This window comes from Streptomyces sp. NPDC101776, from assembly GCF_044766845.1.
Classification (GTDB): domain Bacteria; phylum Actinomycetota; class Actinomycetes; order Streptomycetales; family Streptomycetaceae; genus Streptomyces.
Genome location: NZ_JBIWMV010000026.1, coordinates 108,086 through 133,278 on the forward strand (window position 1 = coordinate 108,086; position 25,193 = coordinate 133,278).

The window sequence follows — 25,193 nt, forward strand, 5'->3', positions numbered from 1 at the left end:
AATGTCACGGCCCCGCGCCCCTAGGTGGGTTGGTCTGGGCGGACGGCTCCCAGGATCGGGTAGGACGCCACAGGTGATACCTGGACCTTCTCTCCTGTGCGGGGGGCCTGTACCACCTGGCCGGCGCCCAGATACAGGGCCACGTGCGTTGCCTCGGGGAAGTAGACGACCAGGTCTCCGGGGCGTAGTTCGTTGAGTGGGACTCTCGGCAGCTTGGCCCACTGTTCCTCGCTCGTCCTCGGGATCGGGGTGCCCGCGTGCCCCCACGCCTCGGATGTCAGGCCCGAGCAGTCGTAGGTCTTCGGGCCCTCCGCGCCCCACTCGTAGGGCTTGCCCACTTGCTGTACCGCGTAGCGCAAGGCCCGGTCGCCCTCCCGGGAGGGCTCGTGGTTGTCGTCGCCGAGGGCGCCTGAAGTGACCAGTTCCTGTTGGGCCTTGTCGGTGTTGGTCTTCTCGACGGCGGCCAGGGCGGTGAGTTGGTCGGGGGTGAGGGTGGTGAGGAGTTTCTCGACGTCGGTGAGGCGCTGGTGTACCTCGTCGCGGGCCTTCTTCTGGTCGGTGGCCAGGGTGAGTTGGGAGTCGAGGGCCTTGCGGGCCGCGCGGGCGAGGGTGTCGCTCTTCTTCTCGTTGCCGACCAGTCGGCCCACCGTCTCGGCGCGTTCGCGCGCCAACTGGCCGATGACATGGCCCTCGTCGAGCGCGTGCTGCGGATCGTGGGCGAGGAGGAGGCGGACGTACGGGGAGAGGGCGGTGCTGTTCTGGTACTGCTGGCGGGCCAGTCGGCCGGCGGCGCCGCGGCTGTCGTGCAGGGAGAGGCGGGCGCGGGAGAGTGCCGAGTCGAGGCGGTCGACCTCCGAGTGCTTTTTTCTCAGCTTCTCCTCGGTGGCGTTGTAGGTCTCGGTGGCTTGTTCGGCTTCGCGGTAGAGGGTCTGAAGGTCCGTCAGGAGTTCGGCCACGGGGCGCTGTCCGGGTGCCCGCGGATCGGGTACGGCCGCGGCGGGGAGCGGTGCGAGGACGGTGCCGGCCGCCATCGTTGCCGTACAGACCAGACGCAGAAGCCTTCCTGACACGTCATCACCTCCGGTGCGCGGCGGGCTTTCCGCCCCGCACCGTGAGCATCAGTCGCGGGCGCCGGGTCCGCGCGCCGGGTGTGCGGTTCGGCGTAACCCCGTCACCCGTGGGTGTCGTCCGGCTTGCCGCCCGGCGTGGCGTCCGGTGCGGAGTCCGGTTTGGACCAGGGCCAGCGCAGGCCGCTGCCGCGCTTGCCCTGCGGGTCGTACTCGTACTTCCAGCCCTTGGGGAGCCCGAGCCGCTTGCTGTGTGCCCTGGGCACGCGGCGGTAGACGAGGACCGTGGGCGGGCCGCCGGCGTCGTCGGGGACCGGGATGCGGTAGGTCTTCGGCGGGGTTCCGGTCGGGCCGAGGAGGATCGGCAGGGAGCGCCCGTCCATGGGGCCGCCCTCGAACGGGGTCTCTTCGCTCTTCACGCCCCCAGTGTCAGCCATCCGCCCCGAGGCCCTGGACCAGCGCGGCGGTCTGCGGATCCCGCCGGGCGGTCACCGACAGCACCGCCACGAACTGCTCCACCAGCCAGTTCCGCAACTCGTCGACCGGCGGCTCCTTGTCCTCGTCCAGCCAGATGAGCGAGGCCGCCTCTACGGCCGTGATCCACATCCGTACGGTCATCCGCAGCCGGGGTCCGGGTTCGGCGACGCCGAGATGGCTGAGGATGTGCAGGGCGGCGGCGCGCCGGACGCCGTCCACTATGGCCGTCGTACGGGACGTCTCCACGACGCTCCCGCCTTGGAGCAGCGCGCTGAACCCGGCGTCGTGCTGGTCGACGAAGCCGAGGTAGCGGTCGAGGGCGCGGGCGAGGCGGGGGAGGAGCGGGCCCTCGCGGGGTTCGTCGAAGCACTGCTGGAGCTCTTCGGCGGCGGAACGCAGGGCGGCTTCGTAGAGCTGCTGCTTGCCGCCCGGGAAGTACCGGTACACCAGCGGGCGCGAGACCCCGGCCGCCTCCGCCACGTCGTCGAGGGAGACCTCCTCGGGTGCGCGGTGCGCGAAGAGGGTGAGGGCGGCTTCGAGGAGCTGGCTGCGCCGCTCCTCGACGTTCAGGCGGCGGTAGGCGGGGGTGGAGGCGGCGGGGGGCATGGGTGCAGGGTAGTCGGGCGGGTGCGGGTACGTCGTGGCTGGTCGCGCCCACGCGGCGGAGCCGCACATCGACTCGGCCCCGCACCCCTTGGAAGCAACTGGAGTGGTCCGGCCTTCAGGGGCGCGGGGCGGTGCCGATATGCGGCTCCGCCGCGGGGCGCGACCAGCCCCCACCGGCCCGCACTCTGAATTCAAGCCAATAGCCCCGAAGCCCTCCACAACCGTCGGCCGACACCCCGCAGCACACCGATGTCGTCCAAGAAGTCCGTCAACTTCTTCGACCCCGCCTGCATGACCTCCCGCCGATGCCCACTCGCCCGCACCTGAGCGACCGCCTCCCGCTGATCAAGCCCGACGTTCGTGTACACCTCGGGATTGATGAAGGCGATGGAGAAGATCCGCGCGAACTCACCGGAGGTGACCCGCGTGAACTCCTGGGACCACCGCGGCGCGGTCACCATCTGCCGCCTCAACTCCTCCCGCGCGTACCGCACATGACGAGCCTCCTCGACCACATGGATCCGCGTGACCCCCCGGACCAAGGTCTGGACCCGCGCGTCCGGAAACGTCAACCGCTGCATCCAGTCGAGCACTTCCTCCCCGAGCAGCGTCGCCGTGAACGAACCCGGGGTGGTGGAGATCGTCTTGAACAACCGCCCCAGGTTCTGATGGGCCCGGCCCACCGGATACCAGGGCGCGTCCCCTCGCGAGATCAGCCGCGCGAACATCTTCGAGTGCCGGCACTCGTCCTCGATCTCGGTCAGCGCGTAGCGCACATGCGCACTCGTCGCCGCCTTGTCGTAGATGTGCCGGACGAGCAGTTGCATCAGGATCAGCTCGAACCAGATGCCCAGTGAGGCGAGCGCCGCGGCCTCGTGCTGGGAGAGCAGGATCCGCTGCTCCTCGCCCATCCGCTTCCACATCGGGGTGCCGTACAGGGACACCAACTCCGGCGGCCAGAACCACTTGCCGTCCTCGAAGGGAGCGTCCCAGTCCAGTTCCTTGTCGGGGTCGAAGGAGTGCCTGGCGGAGGAGACGAGCAGCCGCTCGGCCACCTGCTCACGGTCCTTGAGCAGGCCGAGCGCGTCCCGCAGCCCGTCGACCGCGTCGGCTTCGGTCAGGGTCGTCATGGTTCTCCCACCTCGCGTATCGGCGTGTTACCAGCGGTCACATCCTCCGAGTCTTATGAGACTGCCTGTCAGCAAGCTCGTCAATCCCCTGACGCGATCCAAATCCCCTGTGCGTGGTCTAAATCCCTTGTGCGGGGTCCATCGGCCCGGAGCGCAAGGTGAACGCGTACGGCGTCGGACCGTGGGCCCGCAGACGCAGCAGCCGTTCCTCCGCCTCCGCGACCGTGGGGCGGTGTCCGGTCGGCACCCACCACAGGACCGTCATCGCCTCCCGCATCCGCTCGAACCAGTCGCGGCGCCGGGCCAGCAACTCCCGGTGCTGCCCCTGGTACATGAACGCGGTCAGGGCGTTCGTGTCGCGCCACACCGACATGTTGATGATCAGCCATTCGTCGCCGAGGACGGGGACGTCGGTCGCGTTGCCGGTGTCGGACTGGAGGCGCCAGACGAATCCCTCGGCCGCGTCGGCGGCGGCGTTCACGGGATCGAGGGCGTCCACGAAGTCCTTTAACTCCGGTGAGTCGAGAGGGAATTGGAGACGTCCTATGTTGACCTGGGCGAGTTCGTACGCGGGTACTGTCAACGGCTCAGTCATCACCGAACGGTAGGTCGGGCGCCCGTGCCGTGACACCCCCGTCTCACAGGCCGAGCACCGCCTCCATCACCGCCTTCGCGATCGGCGCCGCGTCCCCGCCCCCGCTGATGTCCGACCGGTCCGCCGACGCGTCCTCCACCACCACCGCGACCGCCACCTTCGGCTCCAGGTCCCGCTCGCCCTGCGCCCAGGACACGAACCAGGCATACGGCGTACCGGAGTTGCCGATCCCGTGCTGCGCGGTGCCGGTCTTGCCGCCGACCGTGGCACCGGGGATCGCCGCGTTCGTGCCGGTGCCCTCGGTGACCACGTCCTCCATGAGTTCCTTCATCTGTACGGCGGTCGCGGGGTGCATCGCCTGGCGGACCGGGCGGGAGCCCGCCGTCGACACGGTCTCACCGCCCCGCCGCGTCGTCCGCTCCACCAGATACGGCTGCCGCACCTGCCCGCCGTTCGCGACCGCCGCCGCGACCATCGCCATCTGCAACGGCGTGGCCCGCGTGTTGTACTGGCCGATCGACGACAGCGCCAACTGGGCCTTGTCCAGGGTGGTGTCGAAGGTGCTGGGGGAGACGGAGAAGGGGATCCGCACACCGGTGTCGTTGAAGCCGAACGCCTCCGCCGTGCCGCTCATGTCCCGCACGCCCACATCCACCCCCAGCTTCGCGAACACCGTGTTGCACGACCACTCGAAGGCCGAGCGCAGGGGCGCGTCCACACAGCCGTCGCCCTCGTTCGTGAGGGTCGTCGAGGTGCCGGGGAGCGTGTACGGGTCGGGTGACTTCGTCGCCGCGTCCAGATCCGTCACCACCCCCGCGTCCAGCGCCGCCGCCGCGGTGACCACCTTGAACGTCGAACCCGGCGGATAGGTCTGCCGTACCGCCCGGTTGAGCATCGGCTTGTCCGGGTCGGCGTTCAGCCGGGACCAACTGCGGTTCGCGGTACGGCCGTTGCCCGACAGGGAGCCCGGGTCGTAGGACGGGGTGGAGACCAGCGCCAGGACGCGGCCAGTGGACGGTTCGATCGCGGCCACCGCGCCCGTGCGGGTGCCGAGTCCGTCGTACGCCGCCTGCTGGGCCGCCGGGTTGAGAGTCGTGACGACGTTGCCGCCGGGGTTCTGGGCGCGGGTCAGGTCGTTCCACAGGGGGAACGGCGAGAGCATCGAGTCGGCGCCGGAGAGGATGCCGTCCTCGGAGTGTTCCAGGAGCGTCGTGCCGTACTCCTGCGAGGCGAAGCCGGTGACGGGGGCGTACAACGGGCCGTCCTTGTACGTCCGTTCGTAGCGGAGCTGCTCGCCGGAGTCCCGGGAGCCGGTGACCGGCCTGCCGCCGACGAGGATGGCGCCGCGTGGCTGGCCGTAACGGGCGATGGTGTGGCGGCGGTTGGCGACGTTGTCGTCGTAGGAACGGGACTGGAAGATCTGGACGCGGGTGGCGTTCACCAGCAGGGCCAGCAGGAGCAGGGTGCAGAAGGCCGCTGCCAGGCGGATGTGGCGGGTCATGGAGTCGGTCACGCTGCCACCTCGATGGCGTAGTCGGACTGGCGGCGGGCCGAGTCGCTGAGCCGGATCAGCAGGGCCACGATCGCCCAGTTGGTGACGACCGAGGAGCCGCCCTGGGCGAGGAACGGCATCGCCATGCCGGTGAGCGGGATCAGGCCGGTCACCCCGCCCGCGATCACGAACACCTGGAGCGCGACGATCGAGGCGAGCCCGACCGCGAGCAGCCGGCCGAACGGGTCGCGCAGCGCCAGGCCCGCCCGGTAGCCGCGCTCCACGAACAGGCCGTAGAGGATGAAGATCGCGGAGAGGCCGGACAGGCCCAGTTCCTCGCCCGCCGTCGCCAGGATGAAGTCCGACTTCGCGGCGAAGCCGATGAGGATCGAGTGGCCGCGGCCGAGGCCCGTGCCGAGCATGCCGCCGGCCGCGAACGCGAAGAGGGACTGGGCGAGTTGGTTGGGGCCCTCGCCCGCGTCGATCGACGCGAAGGGGTGCAGCCAGTCGAGGACGCGGCTGTGGACGTGCGGTTCCAGCCGGCCCACCGCGACCGCGCCGAGGGCCGCCAGCAGCAGGCCGACCGCGATCCAGCCGGTGCGGCCGGTGGCGACGTAGAGGAGCGTCACGAACAGGCCGAAGAAGAGGAGGGAGGTGCCCAGGTCGCGTTCCAGGACCAGTACGCCGACGCTGATCAGCCAGATCGCGACGATCGGGCCGAGCACGCGGCCGGTGGGGAGCTGGAGGCGCCGGACACGGCGGCCGGCGTAGGCGAGCGCGTTGCGGTTGGCCGCGAGGTACGCGGCGAAGAAGACGGCCAGGAGCACCTTCGCGAACTCGCCCGGCTGGATGGAGAATCCGGCGATCCGGATCCAGATCCGGGCCCCGTTCACGGCGGGGAAGAGGACGGGGAGGGTGAGGAGGACGAGCGCGGCGGCCACGCAGACGTACGCGTAGCGCTGAAGGACGCGGTGGTCGCGGAGGGCGACGACCACGACGATGAAGAGCGTCACGCCCAGGGTGGACCACACGAGTTGGGCGGGCGCGGCGCGGTCACCCGGGGTCTCCAGGTCGAGCCGGTAGATCAGGACCAGGCCGAGGCCGTTGAGGAGCACCCCGATCGGGAGCAGGAGCGGGTCGGCGTACGGGGCCCGCAGCCGCACCGCGATATGGGCCAGCAGGGCGAGCACGCCGAGCCCGGCGCCGTAGCCGGCGGCGCCGGGCGGGACCGTGCCGTTCTTGGCGAGACCGACAGCGCAGTAGCCGTACACCGAGAGGAGTACGGCTACGACGATGAGGGTGAGTTCGATGCCACGGCGCCGGGGGAGACGTACAGCGGGTGTGGGCAGGTCCGCTGTGACGGTGGTTCCCGCGTTGGTCATGTCCGGAACTTACCCAAATGGGACGTGTTGTGTGCCTTGGGTGTCGCGTGTGTCTCGCCCGTCAGCACCAGCGGGGCGCGGGACCGATGTTGTCGATGTAGCGCGCCGAACCCCAGGCCCAGGTGCCGTCCGTGAGGAGGTACCAGAGGTGGTTGCCCTGGACGTTGGAGCCGCTGGTCTTGCAGAAGATCGAGACGCGGTCGCCGCGGTAGGCGTACCGGATGATCCTGCTGCCGCGGTCCGGGCGGGAGCGCAGGGCCAGTTCACTGGCCGTGACGACGCCCCGGTAGCGGCGCGGGTTGTTGTTGTTGCTGTTGTTGTTGTGGTCGCCGTGCTGGTTCTGGTTGTAGTCACCGCGGCCGTCGTTGTCGCCCTGCTGGTAGTCGCCGCGACCGTCGTCGTCCTGCTGGTTGTAGTCGCCACGGCCACCGTCGTCGCTCGGGCGGCTGATGCCCGGGTCTTCGTCGCCCCACTCGTCGTCGGCCACGGCCGGAGTGACGGCGGCGGCGGTCACGAGCGCACCGGCGGCCACCGCTATACCAAGACGGCGAAGGGAGAGGCTGAGGGACATGAAGATACCTCCACGAAATGGGACGAACTTGACTGTTCGCCACATTAGGGGGAGGGGAGTGGGGGCGCCTCGTCATGTTGGTCCACACGAGCACGGCTTCGTTTTTTGTCTCTAGGGGCGCGGGCCTGTATCGATGTGCGGCTCCGCCGCGTGGGCGCGGCCGGTCCCCACCGGCCGGCCCCCGACGAACTACCGATCTGATCGCAACGTCAACGTCGCCAGCGCCCCACCACCATCACCGGCGTCCACATTCGAGAACTCCAGCCGCGCCCCCAACACCTCCGCCTGCCCGAGCGCGATGGTCAACCCCAGCCCATGCCCGGTAGCTCCGCCCTCCGTACGGAACCGCTGCGGCCCGTGCTCCAGCAGATACCCCGGATACCCGTCCCCGTGATCCCGCACGGTCACGACCACCCCGTCCACGGTCACCACAACCGGCCCCCGCCCATGCCGACACGCGTTGGCGACAAGATTCCCGAGCACCCGCTCAAGCCGCCGCCGATCCGTCTCCACCCACGCGTCCCGCACCACGACGACCTCCGCCCCACTCCCCGACGCCCCCACGACCCGCCCCGCCACCACCCCCAACTGCTCGGTGTCCAGCTCGACTTGCTCCCTCCGGGTATCGAGCCGGGAGATCTCCAGCAGATCCTCCGTGAGCGTACGGAGCGCCGCGACCCGGTCCCGCACCAGCTCGGTCGGCCGCCCCGGCGGCAGCAGTTCGGCCGCCGCGTGCAACCCGGTCAGCGGGGTCCGCAACTCGTGGGCGACATCCGCGGTGAACCGCTGCTCGGTCAGCAGCTTGCCCTGCAAGGACGAGGCCATCGTGTCGAGCGCGGCGGCCACCGCGGCCACCTCGTCCTGCGGCAGGGTCGCGTCCCTGGTACGGGGATCGTCGACCCGCGCGTCCAGGTCACCCGCGCTGATCCGCCGGGCCACCTGCGCGGTGCCGTGCAACCGCCGGGTCACCCGGGTCACCGCGAACGCGCCGACCAGCAGGGTCGCCCCGATGGCCAGCGCCGAGGACCAGACGATCGCCCGGTCCAGGCCGGCGATGGTGTCGGCGCCCTGCGAGTAGTCGACCGCCACGGCCAGCACCCGGTCTCCGGAGGCGGGGCCCGCCGCCCACATCGTGGGGTACCCCCGGTGCCTGCCGACCATCGTGCCGCGCTCCCCGGCCCCCGCCAGTCGCCGTAGCGGCACGGGCAGGTCCGCGGGATCGACGCCGGCGCCGTGCAGGAGCGAGTCGCCGGCCTCGTACTGCGTCGTCGCCTCCTTCAGCCGCGACAGCGCGAGGCCGCGGGCCTGGCCGACGGTCCGGTCGGTCACCGAGACATGCACGAGTACACCGAGGAGGGCGGCCAGCGCGCAGCACATCACGGTGATGAACACGGCGGACTTGAAGGCGAGGGTCCCGGCCCAGCGGGGCAGCGCGAGCCTCGTCACGGCGTCGCCGAGGTGACGGATGTCGGTGTCGGTGCCGGTGTCGCGCGCCGGACTCCGTGCTTGCGGCCGTCCGTGCGCAGGAACTCGTCGTGGGTCAGCAGCATCGCCTTCTGGTCGGCGTCCCAGGTCCACTGCACGCGGTACTCGTACCCCGCGAGCTCGGACGGCGAGCGGATGATCACGGAACGCCCGGCCAGTTCGACCCCGCTGACCGCGTCGTCGTTGGCCATGACCCGCACGAGCCGGTGCTTCTCGACGGTGTAGACGCGCACGGCGGTCATCTTGGTGGGCAGCAGGCGGAAGCCGAGGGTCAGGTCGTCGTGTGCGTCGCCGGTGAGGTCGCGGTAGTAGGGCTTGAGGACGGGACAGCGCCCCGCGTACGCGCCGCTCGCGCAGTCGGCGATCTGCTCAGCGGTTCCCCGATACGGCGCCCTGGCGCCGTCGTAGTCACTGGGATTCGCGGCGATCTCGGCCCGTACGACGGCGATCGGGTCCACCTTGCGGATGTCGTCCCCAGGGACGGTGATGCCCTTCACGATCTCCGTGTCGGCCTCGTCGAAGTCGTAGGCGGGGGAGGAGGCGGGCGACAGATTCGGCCAGAGCCGGGCGGGGCTGGTCGCCGTCGGGGTGGCCCCCGCGCCCCGCAGCGCGCCGGTGTCACCGCAGGCCGCGGCGGTTGCCAGCAGCAGGACGACGAGGGCGGTGGTACGGGCGGGGCGAGTGAGCGGCACCCATACACCCTATTCGTACGGAAGTCCTTTTTGTTCACCCGTGGGCCCGGGCAGGGGAAACGATTACCCACCCACTCACTCGACTACTCGGCCAGTTCCTCCAACAGCCGGGCCGTGGACAGTCCCGCCCGCAGATACTCCACGAACAGTTCGTTGTGGAGCGCCCACGGGGAGCGGCGGGCGCGGATCAGCCGTATCGCGTCGTCGGTGGAGTACCCGCGGCGGACCAGCGCGTGGGCGACGACCAGGCCCGACCTGTTGTAGCCGTGGTAGCAGCGGACGAGGACCTTCCGCCCCGCGTCCAGCGCGTCGCACGCGGCGACGGCCAGCCGCATCACGCCCGTGAGCTGCGTCCCGTCCAGCGGTCCGTCCGGAATCGGCCACACATGGTGCTCGACACCGGGGTCCGGCCCGTGCCCCGGCAGCCGCAGCAGTGTCTGTACGAGATCGAACTCGTCCCGCACCACCGCGAACTCCAGTTGCCCCGAGCGCCCCCTGAACTCGTGCCCGCCCATCCACAGACCGGGCGTGATCTCGCTCCACGGACTGTCCGGAGCGGGTACGTCGGGTTGCTTCCTGCGCGTCCGCAACGGCGCCTCCCCAAGCCCCAGCGACTGACCCAAAGGTAACCGGGTTCTTGCCCCTTGAGCACCCCGCCTGTTCCCATGGTCGAGGGGTGATGGTGCATGAGCGGACTGCGCATCGTACCGACCTGGCGCCATGGTCAGGAACGGCTGTACGTCTGTCACACGGACGGAAGGAACGTCGCCTGGTACGACCGGGAGGCGGCCCGGATCAACCTGCTGAGCGAGGACAGCAGAGAGGACGTGCTGCACGCCCTCGGTCCCTTCCTCACCGGCCCGGTCACGGTGGGCCCACCACCGGTGCCGACCCCCGCGGAACTCGCGCGGCTCACCCTCCACCCGGACGACGACCTCGCCCCCAACCGTCCCGGCGAGGCCCTCCACGTCGCTCTCGACCGTGACCCGGGCCCTCAGCACCGGCTCCGCCCGGACCCGCGCCGCCGCGCCCTGACCGCCGAACAGGCGGTCGGCGAAGCCCTGGACGACCTGGACGGCGCGGGCTGGCACACCCTCCACTCGATCCCGCTCCCCGGCGGCGACCGCCTCCACCACCTGGTGATCGGCCCCGGCGGCCTGTTCGCCCTCCACACGCTGTACGCCCGCAAGCAACGCGTCCAGATCGCCGACCCCATGGTCACCCTGGGCCGCCGCGACCCCCTCCCCCTCCTCCGCCGAGTCCGCTCCGACGCGGCCCGAGCCTCCTACGCCCTCACCGCCGAGGTCCACCCGGTCCTCACCCTCTCCGGCCCGACCACCATCACGATCACGACCCCGCTCCGCGACATCCGCGTACTCCAGGACACGGAACTCTCCGGACTGGCAAGGGCGGGCGGGGTGTTGAAGCCGGCGGATGTGGAGGCGTTGCATGCGATGGCTCGGGATCGGCATACGTGGGGGAGGGTTTGAGGGGACGCGTGTGTGTGAGTGTGTGCGAGGACTGGAGACCAACAGGGCACCTGTGCTGGTGAGTTGAGCGGCGACTGGACTGCGCGCTTGGGGTGATGGGGGTGCCCGGAGGTGGGGGTGCTTTCCAGCGCGGGCCACCAACTCGACTTCTGTGGAGCTGACTTCCCGGCGCAGGGTGCCGGTCCAGTTTCTGTGGAGCTGACTTCCCAGCGCAGGGTGCCGGTCCAGTTTCTGTGGAGCTGACTTCCCAGCGCAGGCTGCCGGTCCAATTTCCGTGGAGCTCACTTCCCAGCGCGGATCGCCAACTCAACGTCTCTGGCGCTCACTTCTCAACGCAGGCCGGCATCACTCAGCCCGTCCGGCGTTTGAGGACGAGGCCCTTTCGGGGCCGATGGGGGTCTGGGGGCGCAGCCCCCAGGGCGGGGCGGAAGGGGCGGCAGCCCCTGGGGATGGGATGGGACGGGTAGGGGCGGCGGGGGCGAAAATCAAGGCACAACCCCCACCCGCCCCCCATCGAGCAACGCCCCCAACAAATCCCCGTACTCCGCCAACCGCACCCCCATGTCCGGCGCGACAAAGTCGAGTTGACGCACAGACCGACACGCCCCCACCTCCTCCCACGTCACCGGCGCCGACACCCCCGGCTCACCACGCGCCCGCAGGGTATAGGCAGTCGCCGTAGTCTTCCGCGCCGCGTTCTGACTCCAGTCGACGAACACCTTCCCCGCCCGCAGACTCCGCGTCATCCGATGCACAACGAGCCGAGGCAGCGCCGCCTCCGCCTCCACCGCCAACTCCTTCGCGTACGACACGGCCCGCTCCGAAGACACCGGCACCACCCCCGCCAACAGATGCAACCCCTTCGCCCCGGACGTCTTGACGTAGGCCGAGATCCCGTCGACAGCGAGCCGCTCCCGCAACCACAACGCGACCTCACAACACTCCACGACCGTCGCCGGCACCCCCGGATCGAGGTCGAAGACGAGCCGGTCGGCAAGACCCGCCGCCCCGATCACCCACTGCGGCGTATGGAACTCGGTGACAAGGTTCGCCGCCCACATCAAGGACGCCAGATCCTGCACCAGCACCATCCGCGCCGGCCCCTCCGACCGCGGCACCTCCGCGGTGGTGACCCAGTCGGGCGTACCCGGCGGCACGTTCTTGGTGAAGAAGCGCTGGCCGTCGGGCCCGTCCGGGTACCGCAGGAAGGACACCGGCCGGTCGCGCAGATGGGGCAGCAGGACGTCGGCGGTCGTGGCGTAGTAGTGCAGGACCTCGCCCTTGGTGAATCCGGTCGCCGGGTACAGCACCTTGTCCAGGTTGCTGAGCGCGACCCTTCGCCCCTCCACCTCTGTGATCGGCGTCATACGATAAGAATCCCACGAATACATGACGAACCGGACGAGAGCCGGACGAAAACCGGACGAGATCCGAATGGGACCCGACACCGGAAGGCAGGCGCGGCAGGTGCGATCCATATGGAACGGGGCCATCTCCTTCGGCCTGGTCAGCATCCCGATCAAGCTGGTGAACGCGACGGAGAGCCACTCGATCTCCTTCCGCCAGATCCACACCGAGGACGGCGGCCGCATCCGCTACCGCAAGGTTTGCGAACTGGAGGACCGCGAGGTCGCCCAGGCCGAGATCGGCAAGGCCTACGAGGACGCGGACGGCACGATGATCCCGATCACGGACGAGGATCTGGCGCAGTTGCCGATCCCGACCGCGAAGACGATCGAGATCGTGGCGTTCGTCCCGGCCGACCGGATCGACCCGCTCCAGATGGACGCGGCGTACTACCTCTCCGCGAACGGCGTCCCCGCGGCCAAGCCGTACACACTCCTGCGCGAGGCGCTGAAGCGCAGCCAGAAGGTGGCCATCGCGAAGTACGCGCTGCGGGGCCGGGAACGCCTCGGCATGCTGCGGGTGGTCGACGACGTGATCGCCATGCACGGCCTGCTCTGGCCGGACGAGATCCGCGTCCCCGAGGGCGTAGCCCCCGACACGAGCGTCACCGTCCGCGACAAGGAACTCGACCTCGCGGACGCCCTGATGGACACGTTGGGCGAGGTCGACCTCGCCGATCTCCACGACGACTACCGCGAGGCGGTGGAGGAGATGATCACGGCGAAGGCCTCCGGCGAACAGCCGTCCCCGTCCCCCTCCCCGGCCCCCGGCGCCAAGGTCCTGGACCTGATGGCGGCCCTGGAGAAGAGCGTCCGAGAGGCGCAGGAGTCACGAGCCACGGACACCGATACGAAAGCCGAGGTCAGACCCCTCTCACCGCGAGCGACCCCCAAACAGGCCACCGGCAAGAAGTCGACCTCCACGACAACAAAGAAGACAGCGGCGAAGAAGACGACCCCCAAGGCGACGACCAAGACGACGCCGTCAAGCGCGACGAAGAAGACAACCCAGGGAACAAAGAAGACCACCGCGAAAAAGACCCCGGCAAAAAAGGCAACGCCCCGAAAACGAACGGCCTGAGCCGCAGTCCCTTCCCCGGTCTCCATACGGCGCTGCTCCACCCGCCGCAGTTCACCGGTGCCCGCGTAGCGCCACTCCCGTCGTAGCTTGCCGTTCTCCGCGCAGCTTTACCCCACCCGCCGCAGCCTGCCGTTCTCCGTGCAGCGCCCCCGCCCGCCGCGGCACCCCGCTCCCCGCGTCGCCCTACCTCACCCACCGCAGTTCACCGCTCCGCACGCGGCGCCACCCCACTCACCGCAGTTCAGCCGCCCCGACGGAGCGCCACCCCACCCGCCGCAGCTCACCAATCCCCCGCAGCGCCACCTCACCCACCGCAGTTCACCAATCCCCACGCAGCGAGACCCCGCCCGCCGTACCTCACCGCTCCCCGCGAAGCGCTACCCCACCCGCCGCAAAGCCAACACCGCGTTATGCCCCCCAAACCCGAACGAGTTGCTCAACGCGAGATCCCCACCCCCGGGCAACTCCCGCGCCACCCCCGTCACCACATCGAGCCCGATCGCGTCGTCCAGTTCCCCCGCTCCCACGGTCACCGGCACCACCCCGTGACACAACGTCAGCACCGTAGCCACCGCCTCGACCCCGCCCGCCGCCCCCTGCAGATGCCCGAGATTCCCCTTGAGCGCGGTCACAGGAACGTTTCTGCGCCCAAACACCGCCCGCAACGCCACCGCTTCCGCCAGATCCCCCTCCACCGTCGCCGTCGCATGGGCGTTCACATGGACGACGTCCACGACATGCCCGCCCGCGTCCCGCACCGCCCGCCGCACCGCGAGCGCGACCCCGGCCCCGGACGGATCCGGCGCCGCCATGTGATGCGCGTCGGCGGACAGCCCCCACCCCGCGGCCTCGCAGTAGATCCGTGCTCCACGCGCGCGTGCGTGTTCCTCGGCCTCCAGGACGAGCACCCCGGCACCCTCCCCGTTCACGAACCCGTCGCGGTCCTTGCCGAACGGCCGTGACGGGGACGAGCCGTCCGCCAACCCCCGCGTGGACAACGCCCGCATCGCCGCGAACGACGCCATGATCGCCGGCGTGACGACCGCCTCGGCCCCGCCCGCGAGGGCGACGTCGACCCGGCCGTACCGTATGCGGTCGATGGCCGCCCCGATCGCCTCGGTGCCGGAGGCACACGCCGCGGTGACCGTGCGCGCCTCCCCGGTGATGTGCAGGTCGAGGGAGACCTGGGACGCGGCCTGCGAGGGCACGGTCATGGGGGTGGTGAGCGGCGAGACCGCACGCGGCCCCTTGTCGCGCAGCTTGCGGTCGCCGCCGACGAGGACGGACGCGTCCCCGAGGATCGCCCCGAGGCTGACCCCGACCCGCTCCGGATCGAGCCCGCTCTCCCGCGTGCCGCCCGCCACGAACCCGGCGTCGCCCCACGCCTCCCGCGCGGCGAGCACCGCGAACTGCGCGGCCCGGTTCATCCGCCGCGCCGCCGCCCGCGGCAGCAGCTCCGCCGGATCGACGGGCACGGTCCCGGCCACCCGCACGGGCAACTCGGCGAACTCCTCGCCCTCCAGCTCCCGAATCCCGTGCCGCCCGTCGAGCAGCCCCCGCCACAGCTCGTCGACCCCGACCCCGAGCGGCGTGATCGCCCCCAGCCCGGTGACCACCACCCGCCGCGGCCCACCCGCGGCCGCCACCCGCTCCGGCCGCGGACGATGCCGTACGACGGTCTCGGCGTCCGCCCATCCCCGGACCTCGGCGTCGGTGGCGACGTCCTGCGTCGCCCCGTCGAGGTCGCGATGCCACACGCCCCAACGCCGTTCGTACGACACCTCGTCAGCCCCCGGATCGACCACCCGCAGCGAGGTCACCCGGTCGCCCTCCCGGAACCCGACGCCGGCGAGGTCGTCGGAGACGAGTCGCGGTACCGCCCCGGCGTCCAGCCGCCGGCCCCCGCTGGTGACCCGGCGGTCGCGGCCGAGCACCTCGTCGTGGTCGGTCCCGCCGAGCGGCGGCCGCAGCGAGACCCGGATCGTCTCGGGGGTCTCGGGGAGGGTGTGGGTGACGACGTACCAGCAGGCGCGATCGGCGTCGTCGGGGGTCAGGGCGATCAGATCGCCCGGGATGACCTCGGCCGCGCTCACCGGGTGCGGAGCGAAGGGAACTTGCGATGAATCGGATGAGGATGAATCGGATGAATTGGGCATATCTCTACGCACTCCACAGGGACGGAACGGGCTTATGCCCTACGGCAAACCATCCCGAAGTGAACGGGATCAAATCGGAAAAAGCCACGGTTGAAATGTGAACCGGTTGCGCTCTCCAGGCTCTCAAGGTCCGCCCGGATAGCGCGAGTTGCCCGGATTGATCACCACGCTTATGTGTGGAACGTCACTTTCGCACCCGCCGCCCCCGCCCCCGCACTCACTTGTTCCCTGGATTTAACGCGAGGCCCTCTGGCAACTCCCTTTCTACGCGCGTAACTTGAGCCGACTCCCCACAGGCACCCGGTATCGGCAGCTACACGAAGCACGAGGAGACCGCCAGCGTGTCCAGACCTGAAGGGCGCAGATCCCGCGCCCGCCGCACCGCCTACTCGATCGTCTCGGTGGGCGCGGCGGGAGCGTTCGCCTTCACCTCCCTGCCCACCGCGTCCGCGACCCCGTCGGCCTCGGCGGTGATCGCCGAGGTGTACGGCGGCGGGGGCAACTCGGGAGCGACCCTGACCCGGGACTTCGTGGAACTCGGCAACGCCGGTTCCACGGCCTACGACCTGTCGGGCTACAGCGTGCAGTACCTGCCCGGTACGCCTTCCTCCGGCTCCACTTGGCAGGTCACCGCCCTCACCGGCGCGATCGCCCCCGGTGCCCGCTACCTGGTCGGCGAGGGCACCGGCAGCGGCGGCACCACCGCGCTGCCGACCACCGACGCCACCGGCTCGATCGCCATGAGCGCCACCACCGGCACGATCGCCCTAGTCTCCGGCACCACCGCGCTGACCTGCAAGACCGCCGCGGACTGCGCGGCCGACACCCGGATCGTCGACCTGACGGGCTACGGCACCGCGGTCGTCCGTGAGGGCAGCGGCCCGGCCACCGGCGCCTCCAACACGGCCGCGGTCGCCCGCGCCGACTCGCTCGCCGACACCGACGACAACGCGGCGGACTTCACCGCCGCCACCCCGTCACCGGTCAACTCGGCGGGCCAGACGCCCGGTTCGGGCGACGGCGGCGGTGGCGACGGCGGCTCGCCGACCGACCCCGGAACCGTCCGCGTGCACGACATCCAGGGCACGACCCGCCTCTCGCCGTACGCCGGCCAGACGGTCACCCGGGTCCCGGGCATCGTCACCGGCGTCCGCTCCAGCGGCTCGCTCGGCTACTGGATCCAGGACCCGACACCCGACACCGACCCGCGCACCAGCGAGGCCGTCTTCGTCTACACCGGCTCCACCAAGCCCACCGTGGCGGTCGGCGACTCGGTCCTGGTCACCGGCAAGGTCAGCGAGTACTACCCGAGCAGCACCAGCCAGTCGAACACCGAGATCACCGGCCCGACCACCACGGTCCTCTCCGGCGGCAACGCCCTCCCGGACGCCGTGACGCTGGACGCCGGCTCGGTCCCCGACGCCTACATCCCGACCGCGTCCGGCGGCAGCATCGAGTCCCTCGCGCTCCAACCCACCGTCTACGCCCAGGACTTCTTCGAGTCCCTGGAGGGCATGCGGGTCACCTTCTCCGACGCCCGTGTGGTCGGCGCGAGCGACGCGTACGGCGAGCTGTGGGTCACGGTCAAGCCGAACGAGAACGCCACCGCCCGCGGCGGCACCCTCTACTCCTCCTACGACCAGCCCAACACCGGTCGTATCGAGGTCATGTCGCTCGACACCACCTCAACCTTCCCCGCCGCCAACGTCGGTGACGAACTGTCAGGCGCGACCACCGGTCCCCTCGACTACTCCACCTACGGCGGCTACAACGTCCAGGCCACCCAGCTCGGCACCCTCGTCGACAACGGCCTGAAGCAGGAGGTGACCCGCCGTCAGAAGAAGGACGAGCTGGCGGTCGCCACGTACAACGTGGAGAACCTGGACGCGCTCGACACCCAGGAGAAGTTCGACCGGCTCGCCGAGGGTGTCGCGGTCAACCTCAACTCCCCTGACATCGTAGCCCTGGAGGAGATCCAGGACGACAACGGCGCGACCAACGACGGCACGGTGACGGCCGAGGGCACCCTGAAGCGCTTCACGGACGCGGTCCGCGCGGCGGGCGGCCCGGTCTACAAGTGGCGTTACATCTCGCCGACCAACGACGCGGACGGCGGCGAGCCCGGCGGCAACATCCGCCAGGTCTTCCTCTTCAACCCCAAGCGGGTCTCCTTCACCGACCACAAGGGCGGCGACGCGACCACCGCCACCAGCGTGGTGAAGACCCGCAAGGGCGTCGAACTCACCTACTCCCCGGGCCGTATCGACCCGACCAACGCGGCCTGGGAGGACAGCCGCAAGCCCCTGGTCGGCGAGTTCACCTTCCAGGGCGAGCAGGTCTTCGTGGTCGCCAACCACTTCATCTCCAAGGGCGGCGACCAGCCGATCCACGGCCGCTACCAGCCCCCGGCCCGCAGCTCCGATACCCAGCGCGCGGCCCAGGCGGCGGAGGTCAACACCTTCGTCAAGTCCCTGCTGGCGGCCGACAAGAACGCCAAGGCGATCGTCCTCGGCGACCTGAACGACTACGAGTTCTCCCAGACGGTGACCACCCTGACGGCCGACAAGGTCCTCAAGCCCCTGATCACCACCCTCCCCGCCGCCGAGCGCTACACCTACGTCTACGACGGCAACTCCCAGACCCTGGACCACATCCTGACCAGCCCCGCGGTGACGTCCTTCAACTACGACGTCGTGCACATCAACGCGGAGTTCGCGGACCAGGCGAGCGACCACGACCCGCAGATCGTGCGCATCGACCTCTCGAAGTGCCGTAGGCACTAGCGCTGTTGGCGTCCGATGGGGCGGGACGGCGTAGGCCACCCCGCCCCATCGGCCTCTCGATGCCGGCCAGGACAACTCCCTAAGGGGCGCGCCTTCGCGATCCCGGCCAGGGCAACCCTCCAAGGGGCGCGGGGCTGTGTCGATATGCGGCTCCGCAGCGTGGGCGCGACAAGCCACAACGCGCCCGCACTCGCAAGACAACAACAGAAGCCCCTCAGACGCTAAGGCGCACACCCCGGTCCACCACACTCCGACCCGTCACCATGACCAGCCCCACCCCCACCACCAGCCCCACCGAAGGCAGCACCGGAATCCGCCCGCCGTAGGCGAACCCATGCCCCGCGAACCAGATCAGCGCACTCACACTCGCGGCCAGCCCGAACCACAACGCCCAGGCCCTGCGCGGCAGATCACCCGGCCGCGTCCGCTCGTAGGCGACCGCGAGCCCGCGCTCCAACGGCCGCAGCGCCCCTACGACCCCCACCAGCACGACCCCGAGCACGACCAGCCAGGGGACCCGCAGCGCCCACCAACTCCCCGACCCGTAGGCGGGTTCGGGTGCGAGGCCGGTGAGATAGAAGGCGGCGGCGACGATCAGCACCGGCAGCATGTGCCACAGGTAGAGCGTCATACTGGCGCCGCCCAACGGCCGTACCAGCCGCCAGAGTCGAGCGCTCTCCAGCAGCCGTCGCAGCGCGGGCGCGAGCAGCAGCGCCAGCCCGACCTGACCGACCGCCCAGGCCAGCATGGCCGCCGACGGGGGATTGGTGTTGCTGGGACTCTGCCCGGTGACGAGGATCAGACTCACCGGGAAGGGCCCGAGCCAGACCAGCGCGGCGAAGGCGACGGCCCCGCCCGCGGCCATGACCGCGGGGACGGCGGACCGCTCGGTGAGGAGCTTGTCCCGCCAGCAGAAGCCCAGTTGATAGGCGACGCCCCACACGAGCACGTAGTTCAGCAGTCCTACGACGGGTGCGTGCACGGTGACCACGAGTGTGTCGGCGACCAGGGCCACCACTCCCATCACCACCGGCACCCGCAGCCCCCAGCGCCGATGTGCCGTGTGCAGCACCGGAGTTGCCGCGCTGAGCAGCAGATACACCGGCAGGAACCAGAACTGCATGGCCATGGCCCACCCGACGAGCGCGAGGATGCCGGGGTCCACCCCGACCGCCGAGCAGATCGCCACGGCGGCCAGCACCAGCCCGCTGTACACCCCGGCGGGCAGCAGCAGCCGTAGCGCCCGCTGTCCCACCCAACCGGTCGCGGTACGGCCTTCAGCCCGGGCCCGCGCCCAGGAACCGCCCGCCGCGTGTCCGCCGGCCAGGAAGAACAGCGGCATGATCTGGAAACCCAGGGTGAGCCACTGGGTCCAGGGCACGGCAGCGAGCAACTCCGGTGCGCTGATGGCCCCGTGGGGCTCGCGCACCAGCCCGGTGATCAGCCAGTGCCCGAACACCACCAGCACGATGGCCCACGCCCGCAGAAAGTCGACGTAGCGGTCCCGGTCCCGGCTCAAGTCCCCCATGGGACGCCATGGTGCCGTGGGGGTACGGCAGTTGGGGCGGACGTGCGCTCTCCCGCAACCAATCCGTGCCCGTCGCGACACCCGCGCCCGGCCCCGTTTCTCTTGACCCGCCCTTGCCTTGACTCGCCCCTGTCAACGCTGCTTCCCTGGGCCCACACATCGAATTGGTCTGCACCAATATCGATCAGAGATTGAATCGATTCACCCCCCATCCCTCCCTGGAAGTCGCGCATGCGTACCCGATCGAGATCCCGTTCCCTGCTCCGTTCCTGGCCCCGCTCCGTGCCCCGTTCCCTGCTCTCCGCCGGCCTGTTGACCGGAGCCCTCGCGGCGGCCGGTCTCGCCTCGGCGGCACCCGCGTCGGCGGCCTCCGCCCCGAACGCCTGGCCCGCCCATGTCTTCGCCCCGTACTTCGACGCGGGCTCGGGAAACGTTTCCCTCACGGACGTGGCCAACAACTACGGCACCAAGTTCTTCACCGCCGCGTTCGTCGACGGCCCCGGCTGTCAGTGGCAGGTGCCGGGCCAGTCCGCCCTCCAGTCACAGATCGACGGCATCCGCGGCCTGGGCGGCGACGTCTCGGTCTCCTTCGGCGGCTACACCTCCGACACCGCGCTCACCGAGATCGGCGACTCCTGTTCCAGCCCCGAGGCGGCGGCAGCGCAGATCGAGAACGTCATCACCACCTTCAACCTCTCGCACGTCGACTTCGACATCGAGTCGGCCTCCCTCACCAACTCCGCGGGCATCGACCGCCGCGACAAGGCCCTTGCCCAGGTGCGCACTTGGGCCGCCAACAACGGCCGCGCACTGTCGATCTCCCTCACCCTCCCCGCCCTCCCCAGCGGCCTGTCCGGCGACGGCGTGAACGTGCTGAACAACGCGCGCTCCAACGGCTTCACCCCGGACGTCGTCAACCTCATGACCATGGACTACGGCTCCTCGGGCACCGACATGGGCAACGCGGCCGACACGGCCGTGGACGCGGCGGCGGGCCAGGTCGCGAGCGCGTTCGGCATCTCCACGTCCGCCGCGTACGCCAAGCTCGGCAACACCCCGATGATCGGCCAGAACGACAGCGCCGGCGAGGTCTTCACCCTCGACAACGCCCGCGGCGTCGAGGCCTTCGACGCCTCGCGGGGGATCGCCCTGATGTCGTACTGGTCGCAGAACCGCGACAACGGCGGCTGCGCGGGCTCGACTTCGGCCCAGAGCACATGCAGCGGCGTCAGCCAGAACTCCGGTGACTTCGCGCGCATCTTCCAGGCGTTCACCTCCGGAAGCGGCAGCGGTGGTGGCGGTACCGGCTCAACCGCCCAGTCCCTGCCCGGGACTTGAGCCCAGTGCGCGAGCGAGAACGGCACCTGCGCGGTCAGCGGGACGACGGCCGTGGCCTACGGCGCGAGCGGCCGCTTCAACTACGCGACGGAGACCGGCTCCACGCCCTGCACCAACGCGGTCTTCGGCGACCCCATCTCCGGCACGGCCAAGTCCTGCTACGGCCAGAGTGCCCCGCCCGTGACCAACGTCTGGACCTCCTGCACGTCCGAGGGCGGCACCTGCGCCTTCTCGGGTGTGATGACGGTGGCGTACGGCGCCGGCAGCTCGTTCAACTACGCGACCCTGCCCGGCGGTTCGGCGTGCTCCAACGCGGTCTTCGGCGATCCGATCTCCGGAACCGCCAAGTCCTGCTACCTGATCGGCGCTCCGCCGTCCTGCGCTACGTGGACCAACTGTGCGGCGGAGGGCGGCACTTGCACCTTCTCCGGCACCCACGAGGTGGCGTACGGCGCGGCCGGGCGGTACGTCTACCGGTCCGTGTCCGGGGGGACCGGGTGCAGCAACGCGGTGTTCGGCGACCCGATCTCCGGGACTGCGAAGTCCTGCTACGTGCAGTAGTCCCAGTAGTCCCAGTAGTCCCAGTAGTCCCAGTGGTGTTAGTGGTTCCAGTAGTCCCTGAGTTGGCTCGGCGCGTGGAGGCCGACGGATTGAACGTTTCAATCCATCGGCCGTCGAGTTCCACCGATTCCGCCAAGTCCAACAGCGCTCATCTCACGAGTTCCACGTACCTCACGTACCTCACATGCCTCACGAGGAAGGCCGGACGATGTTCAGCTCACGGACGATGTTCAGATCGAGGAGAACCGGCACGACCGGACGCCCGCCGCGCACGAGGCAAGTGATCTGGCTGGCGGCCCTGACCCCGATCGTGGCCCTGCTCTACGGCGTCACGACCACCCAGCCCGCGACGGCCGCCGCCCCCGGAGCCCCCTCCGGCTGGTCCACCGTCTTCACCGACGACTTCAACGGCTCGGCGGGATCGGCCCCTTCGTCGGCCGACTGGAAGTTCGACACCGGTCCGGGTTCGAGCTTCGGTACCGGTGAGATCGAGACGATGACCGACTCGACCGCCAACACCCATCTCGACGGCAACGGCGACCTGAACATCACCGCGCTGGGCTCCGGCAGTTCATGGACCTCGGGGCGGATCCAGACCCCGACCGCGAACGTGGGCGCACCGGCCGGCGGCAAGCTGGAGGTCGCCGCGTCCATCCAACAGCCCAGCCCCGCAAGCGGGTTGGGCTACTGGCCCGCGTTCTGGATGCTGGGCCCCGGCCAGTGGCCGGAGAACGGCGAGATCGACATCATGGAGGACGTCAACGCCCTCTCCGACGTGGCCGGCACGATCCACTGCGGCACCTTCCCGGGCGGCCCCTGCAACGAGGGCACGGGAATCAGCAGCGGCCTGCGCGCCTGCCCGGGCTGCCAGGGCGGCTTCCACACGTACGCGATGATCCTCGACCGTACGAACACCTCGGCGGAGACGATCACGTTCTACCTGGACGGCAGCGCCTACTACACGGTCACCGAGGCCCAGGTGGGCACCGCCACCTGGCAGGCGGCCTTCGACCACAACCAGTCGATCATCCTGGACCTGGCGATGGGCGGAGCGTTCCCCGACGCGGCCTGCGGCTGCACCACTCCCTCGGCCTCGACGACATCGGGCGGCACGCTGAGCGTCGACTACGTGGCCGCGTACACCACGACGGGAAGCGCCACGGGCTCCACCGGCCAAGCCCTGCCCGGCACGTGGACCCAGTGCGCGGCCGAGAACGGAACCTGCGCCCTCAACGGCACGTCGGCCGTGGCCTTCGGAGCGAACGGCCGCTTCGACTACACGACGGCAACTGGTTCAACTCCCTGCACCACAGCGGTTTTCGGCGACCCTGCGACCGGGGTGGTGAAGTCCTGCTACGCGGAGACGGCACCCCCGGCGACGAACGTCTGGTCCCCGTGCGCGTCCGAGGGCGGCACCTGCGCCTTCTCGGGTGTGATGACGGTCGCGTACGGCGCGGCGGGTTCGTACCGCTACGCGACCCTGCCGGGCGGCACTCCCTGCACCAACGCGGTGTTCGGCGACCCGATCCCGGGCACCGCGAAGTCCTGCTACCTCATCGGTGCACCGCCGTCCTTCGCGACCTGGACGACCTGCGCGGCGGAGAACGGCACCTGTTCCTTCTCCGGCACCCACGAGGTGGCGTACGGGGCGAACGGTCAGTTCTTCTACGGCTCGTTCAGCGGCGGCACTCCTTGCGCGAACGGGGTGTTCGGTGACCCGGCATCAGGAACGCCGAAGAACTGTTACTACCAGTAACAATGCGCAGGTGGGAGGCCCACCGTTACTCACTTTCGGGTGACGCCCTCGACGGGCCCGGGGTGGCGCACCGTGGCGATTACGGAACCCGGTCCAGTGCCCGCAAGGCCCGTCGGCTCGTGGGGGCGTCAACCTGGTGCATCACGCACATAAATGGACGGTGCAGTCGACAGTCACGGAAATGCGACTGACTCGTAACACGATTCACGTATCGCTCATATCCCGACGGCACGGTGGAGAAGGTGTGGGTGTGCGGCCAACAGGCCGCCACCCGCACACCGCACAGCCCGGGTTACGGCCGTAGCCGTATCCAGGGAGGTGCCCGCACCATGCTGGGGGAACCCGTGACCTCTTCACCTTCCGTGTCCGTCCGCCGTCTGGCCGCAGCCGCTCTGGCGGCCGGTGCTCTCGTCGGCGCGGCGGCACTGCCGGCGACCGCTGCCGACCACGCGGCCCGGCCGAGCGTGGAGATCAGCCGCGTGCAGGCCGACTCGCCGGGACCGGACGACCGCTCCGCCCGTTCGCTGAACAACGAGTGGGTGGAGATCACCAACCACGACCGCCGCAGCGTCAACCTCGACGGCTGGAAGCTCTCGAGCAAGGACGGCAAGACCTACACCTTCCGCCACTACCGCCTCGACGGCCACGCCACGGTCCGCGTCCACACCGGAAAGGGCCGCGACACCGCCAAGGACGTCTACCAGGACCGCCGCGACTACGTCTGGGACAACCGCTCCGACACCGCCACCCTCCGCAACGACCACCGCCGCCTCGTCGACGACAAGTCGTGGGGCGGCCGTAACGGCGGCGGCCACGGGGGTGGCGGCCAGGGCGGCGGCCACAACGGGGGCGGCCACGGAGGCGGCGGTCACAACGGCGGTGGCAACGACGGCGGCGGCCACGGGGGCGGCGGCCACCACTGAACGACCCGCACCACTCCGTCATGACACCGTCGCGGTGACGTGACATCTGCGGCGCGCTTCCCCGGCCAGGGGTGGCGCGCCGCTCGCATGCCGCATTGGGAGACAGCTGGCTCAAGTGTCAGGTCACGTCCACCTGTTCGTGAACAAGGACATCACGTTGTATCAAGCGGACAAGTAGGGCCGCTCTCGGAATCAAGTGGGTTGACCGGCAGGCGTGTTGGGTCCGACGGCTGGGGCTGGGGTGGATTGGCAAGCGCCACGATTCCCTCGAACAACTCCACCGCGCCCCACCTCTGCGCGGCGCGTCTACATCGTCCCGCCATCTGGTCCGACGGCTTGGGATCGCGGTGGAGCTCGGACTCGACACTCTCACTGCGCTGGGCCGCTTCGACGTTTCTCGCGCGGCGACTCGGTAGGCGCGAGCGGAGGTGTTGAGAGGCGCATGCAGAGCCCGCTGGGCATGGGCTTTGTGGTGTCTCGGCCGTGCGCCGACGGTCGTTAGTTGCGGGGTGCACCTTCTGTGCCGCGTGCAGCGGCAGCAATAGATGCACGCCTCATGCGTTCCGTCCGATTTCCCTCTTAGCCTCGATCGTTCATGAGTCCTCGTCGGTGTGCTGACGGGGACTCTGTGTTTGTGAGGTGCGGTCTTTTCGGGGTTGGGGCACGCTTTCGGC

At 70.0% G+C, this 25,193-nt stretch carries 21 protein-coding genes; 7 read left to right on the forward strand and 14 right to left on the reverse strand.

Features of this window, described 5'->3' with window-relative positions:
* Positions 1–20 precede the first annotated feature (20 nt).
* From ACIRRY_RS45740 to ACIRRY_RS45790, 11 genes are all read right to left on the reverse strand, one after another.
* Positions 21–1,031 (reverse strand): C40 family peptidase, encoded by a 1,011-nt coding sequence (locus ACIRRY_RS45740; protein ID WP_403985307.1) that lies wholly within the window; start codon positions 1,029–1,031, stop codon positions 21–23.
* A 140-nt stretch (positions 1,032–1,171) separates the two neighbouring features.
* The gene (locus ACIRRY_RS45745) at positions 1,172–1,486 is read right to left on the reverse strand and encodes a hypothetical protein (protein WP_403985265.1); all 315 of its coding nucleotides are present in this window, start codon (positions 1,484–1,486) and stop codon (positions 1,172–1,174) included.
* A 10-nt stretch (positions 1,487–1,496) separates the two neighbouring features.
* Positions 1,497–2,150 (reverse strand): TetR/AcrR family transcriptional regulator, encoded by a 654-nt coding sequence (locus tag ACIRRY_RS45750; protein WP_403985267.1) that lies wholly within the window; start codon positions 2,148–2,150, stop codon positions 1,497–1,499.
* 191 nt (positions 2,151–2,341) lie between these two features.
* Positions 2,342–3,280 carry a diiron oxygenase gene (locus tag ACIRRY_RS45755; protein ID WP_403985269.1) on the reverse strand — a complete coding sequence of 313 codons (939 nt, stop codon included), beginning with the start codon at positions 3,278–3,280 and terminating at the stop codon, positions 2,342–2,344.
* Positions 3,281–3,398: 118 nt separating this feature from the next.
* On the reverse strand, positions 3,399–3,875 hold the full coding sequence (locus ACIRRY_RS45760; RefSeq protein ID WP_403985271.1) for a DUF3291 domain-containing protein: 477 nt from the start codon (positions 3,873–3,875) through the stop codon (positions 3,399–3,401).
* A 43-nt stretch (positions 3,876–3,918) separates the two neighbouring features.
* Complete coding sequence (locus tag ACIRRY_RS45765; RefSeq protein WP_403985309.1) at positions 3,919–5,376, reverse strand: penicillin-binding transpeptidase domain-containing protein; 1,458 nt, start codon at positions 5,374–5,376, stop codon at positions 3,919–3,921.
* A gap of 8 nt (positions 5,377–5,384) precedes the next feature.
* A complete protein-coding gene (locus tag ACIRRY_RS45770) occupies positions 5,385–6,749 on the reverse strand; it encodes an FtsW/RodA/SpoVE family cell cycle protein (RefSeq protein WP_403985273.1) in 1,365 nt (454 codons plus the stop codon).
* Between the two features lie 61 nt (positions 6,750–6,810).
* Complete coding sequence (locus tag ACIRRY_RS45775) at positions 6,811–7,320, reverse strand: SH3 domain-containing protein (RefSeq protein WP_403985275.1); 510 nt, start codon at positions 7,318–7,320, stop codon at positions 6,811–6,813.
* Between the two features lie 189 nt (positions 7,321–7,509).
* The gene (locus ACIRRY_RS45780) at positions 7,510–8,766 is read right to left on the reverse strand and encodes an ATP-binding protein (protein ID WP_403985277.1); all 1,257 of its coding nucleotides are present in this window, start codon (positions 8,764–8,766) and stop codon (positions 7,510–7,512) included.
* Positions 8,763–9,497, reverse strand: a complete 735-nt coding sequence (locus tag ACIRRY_RS45785; protein WP_403985279.1) for a hypothetical protein — start codon at positions 9,495–9,497, stop codon at positions 8,763–8,765. Before ACIRRY_RS45785 ends, ACIRRY_RS45780 begins: the two co-directional genes overlap by 4 nt.
* 83 nt (positions 9,498–9,580) lie before the next feature.
* Positions 9,581–10,087, reverse strand: a complete 507-nt coding sequence (locus ACIRRY_RS45790; RefSeq protein ID WP_403985281.1) for a dual specificity protein phosphatase family protein — start codon at positions 10,085–10,087, stop codon at positions 9,581–9,583.
* Between the two features lie 96 nt (positions 10,088–10,183).
* Here ACIRRY_RS45790 and ACIRRY_RS45795 point away from each other — a divergent pair, with 96 nt between their 5' ends.
* A complete protein-coding gene (locus tag ACIRRY_RS45795) occupies positions 10,184–10,987 on the forward strand; it encodes a nuclease-related domain-containing protein (RefSeq protein WP_403985283.1) in 804 nt (267 codons plus the stop codon).
* Positions 10,988–11,472: 485 nt separating this feature from the next.
* Here ACIRRY_RS45795 and ligD read toward each other — a convergent pair whose 3' ends face one another.
* A complete protein-coding gene (gene ligD, locus ACIRRY_RS45800) occupies positions 11,473–12,354 on the reverse strand; it encodes a non-homologous end-joining DNA ligase (protein WP_403985285.1) in 882 nt (293 codons plus the stop codon).
* A 67-nt stretch (positions 12,355–12,421) separates the two neighbouring features.
* Between ligD and ACIRRY_RS45805 the strand changes: the two genes are divergently transcribed.
* Positions 12,422–13,474, forward strand: coding sequence for a Ku protein (locus tag ACIRRY_RS45805; RefSeq protein ID WP_403985287.1), 1,053 nt, complete (start codon positions 12,422–12,424; stop codon positions 13,472–13,474).
* Positions 13,475–13,851: 377 nt separating this feature from the next.
* Here the strand turns inward: ACIRRY_RS45805 and ACIRRY_RS45810 are convergent, their stop codons facing one another.
* Positions 13,852–15,567: a beta-ketoacyl-[acyl-carrier-protein] synthase family protein gene (locus tag ACIRRY_RS45810; protein ID WP_403985289.1), complete on the reverse strand. Its 1,716-nt coding sequence runs from the start codon at positions 15,565–15,567 to the stop codon at positions 13,852–13,854.
* Between the two features lie 464 nt (positions 15,568–16,031).
* On the opposite strand from ACIRRY_RS45810, the gene ACIRRY_RS45815 reads away from it, so the two are divergent.
* Positions 16,032–18,413 (forward strand): endonuclease/exonuclease/phosphatase family protein, encoded by a 2,382-nt coding sequence (locus ACIRRY_RS45815; RefSeq protein WP_403985311.1) that lies wholly within the window; start codon positions 16,032–16,034, stop codon positions 18,411–18,413.
* 214 nt (positions 18,414–18,627) lie between these two features.
* Here the strand turns inward: ACIRRY_RS45815 and ACIRRY_RS45820 are convergent, their stop codons facing one another.
* Positions 18,628–19,941: an acyltransferase gene (locus ACIRRY_RS45820; RefSeq protein ID WP_403985291.1), complete on the reverse strand. Its 1,314-nt coding sequence runs from the start codon at positions 19,939–19,941 to the stop codon at positions 18,628–18,630.
* Positions 19,942–20,172: 231 nt separating this feature from the next.
* On the opposite strand from ACIRRY_RS45820, the gene ACIRRY_RS45825 reads away from it, so the two are divergent.
* From ACIRRY_RS45825 to ACIRRY_RS45840, 4 genes are all read left to right on the forward strand, one after another.
* Entirely contained in the window at positions 20,173–21,279 is a 1,107-nt protein-coding gene (locus ACIRRY_RS45825; RefSeq protein WP_403985293.1) for a chitinase, read from the forward strand.
* 51 nt (positions 21,280–21,330) lie between these two features.
* Positions 21,331–21,840, forward strand: coding sequence for a hypothetical protein (locus ACIRRY_RS45830; RefSeq protein ID WP_403985295.1), 510 nt, complete (start codon positions 21,331–21,333; stop codon positions 21,838–21,840).
* Between the two features lie 280 nt (positions 21,841–22,120).
* Positions 22,121–23,596 (forward strand): glycoside hydrolase family 16 protein, encoded by a 1,476-nt coding sequence (locus ACIRRY_RS45835; protein WP_403985297.1) that lies wholly within the window; start codon positions 22,121–22,123, stop codon positions 23,594–23,596.
* Positions 23,597–23,925: 329 nt separating this feature from the next.
* Entirely contained in the window at positions 23,926–24,519 is a 594-nt protein-coding gene (locus tag ACIRRY_RS45840) for a lamin tail domain-containing protein (protein WP_403985299.1), read from the forward strand.
* The last annotated feature ends 674 nt before the right edge of the window (positions 24,520–25,193 follow it).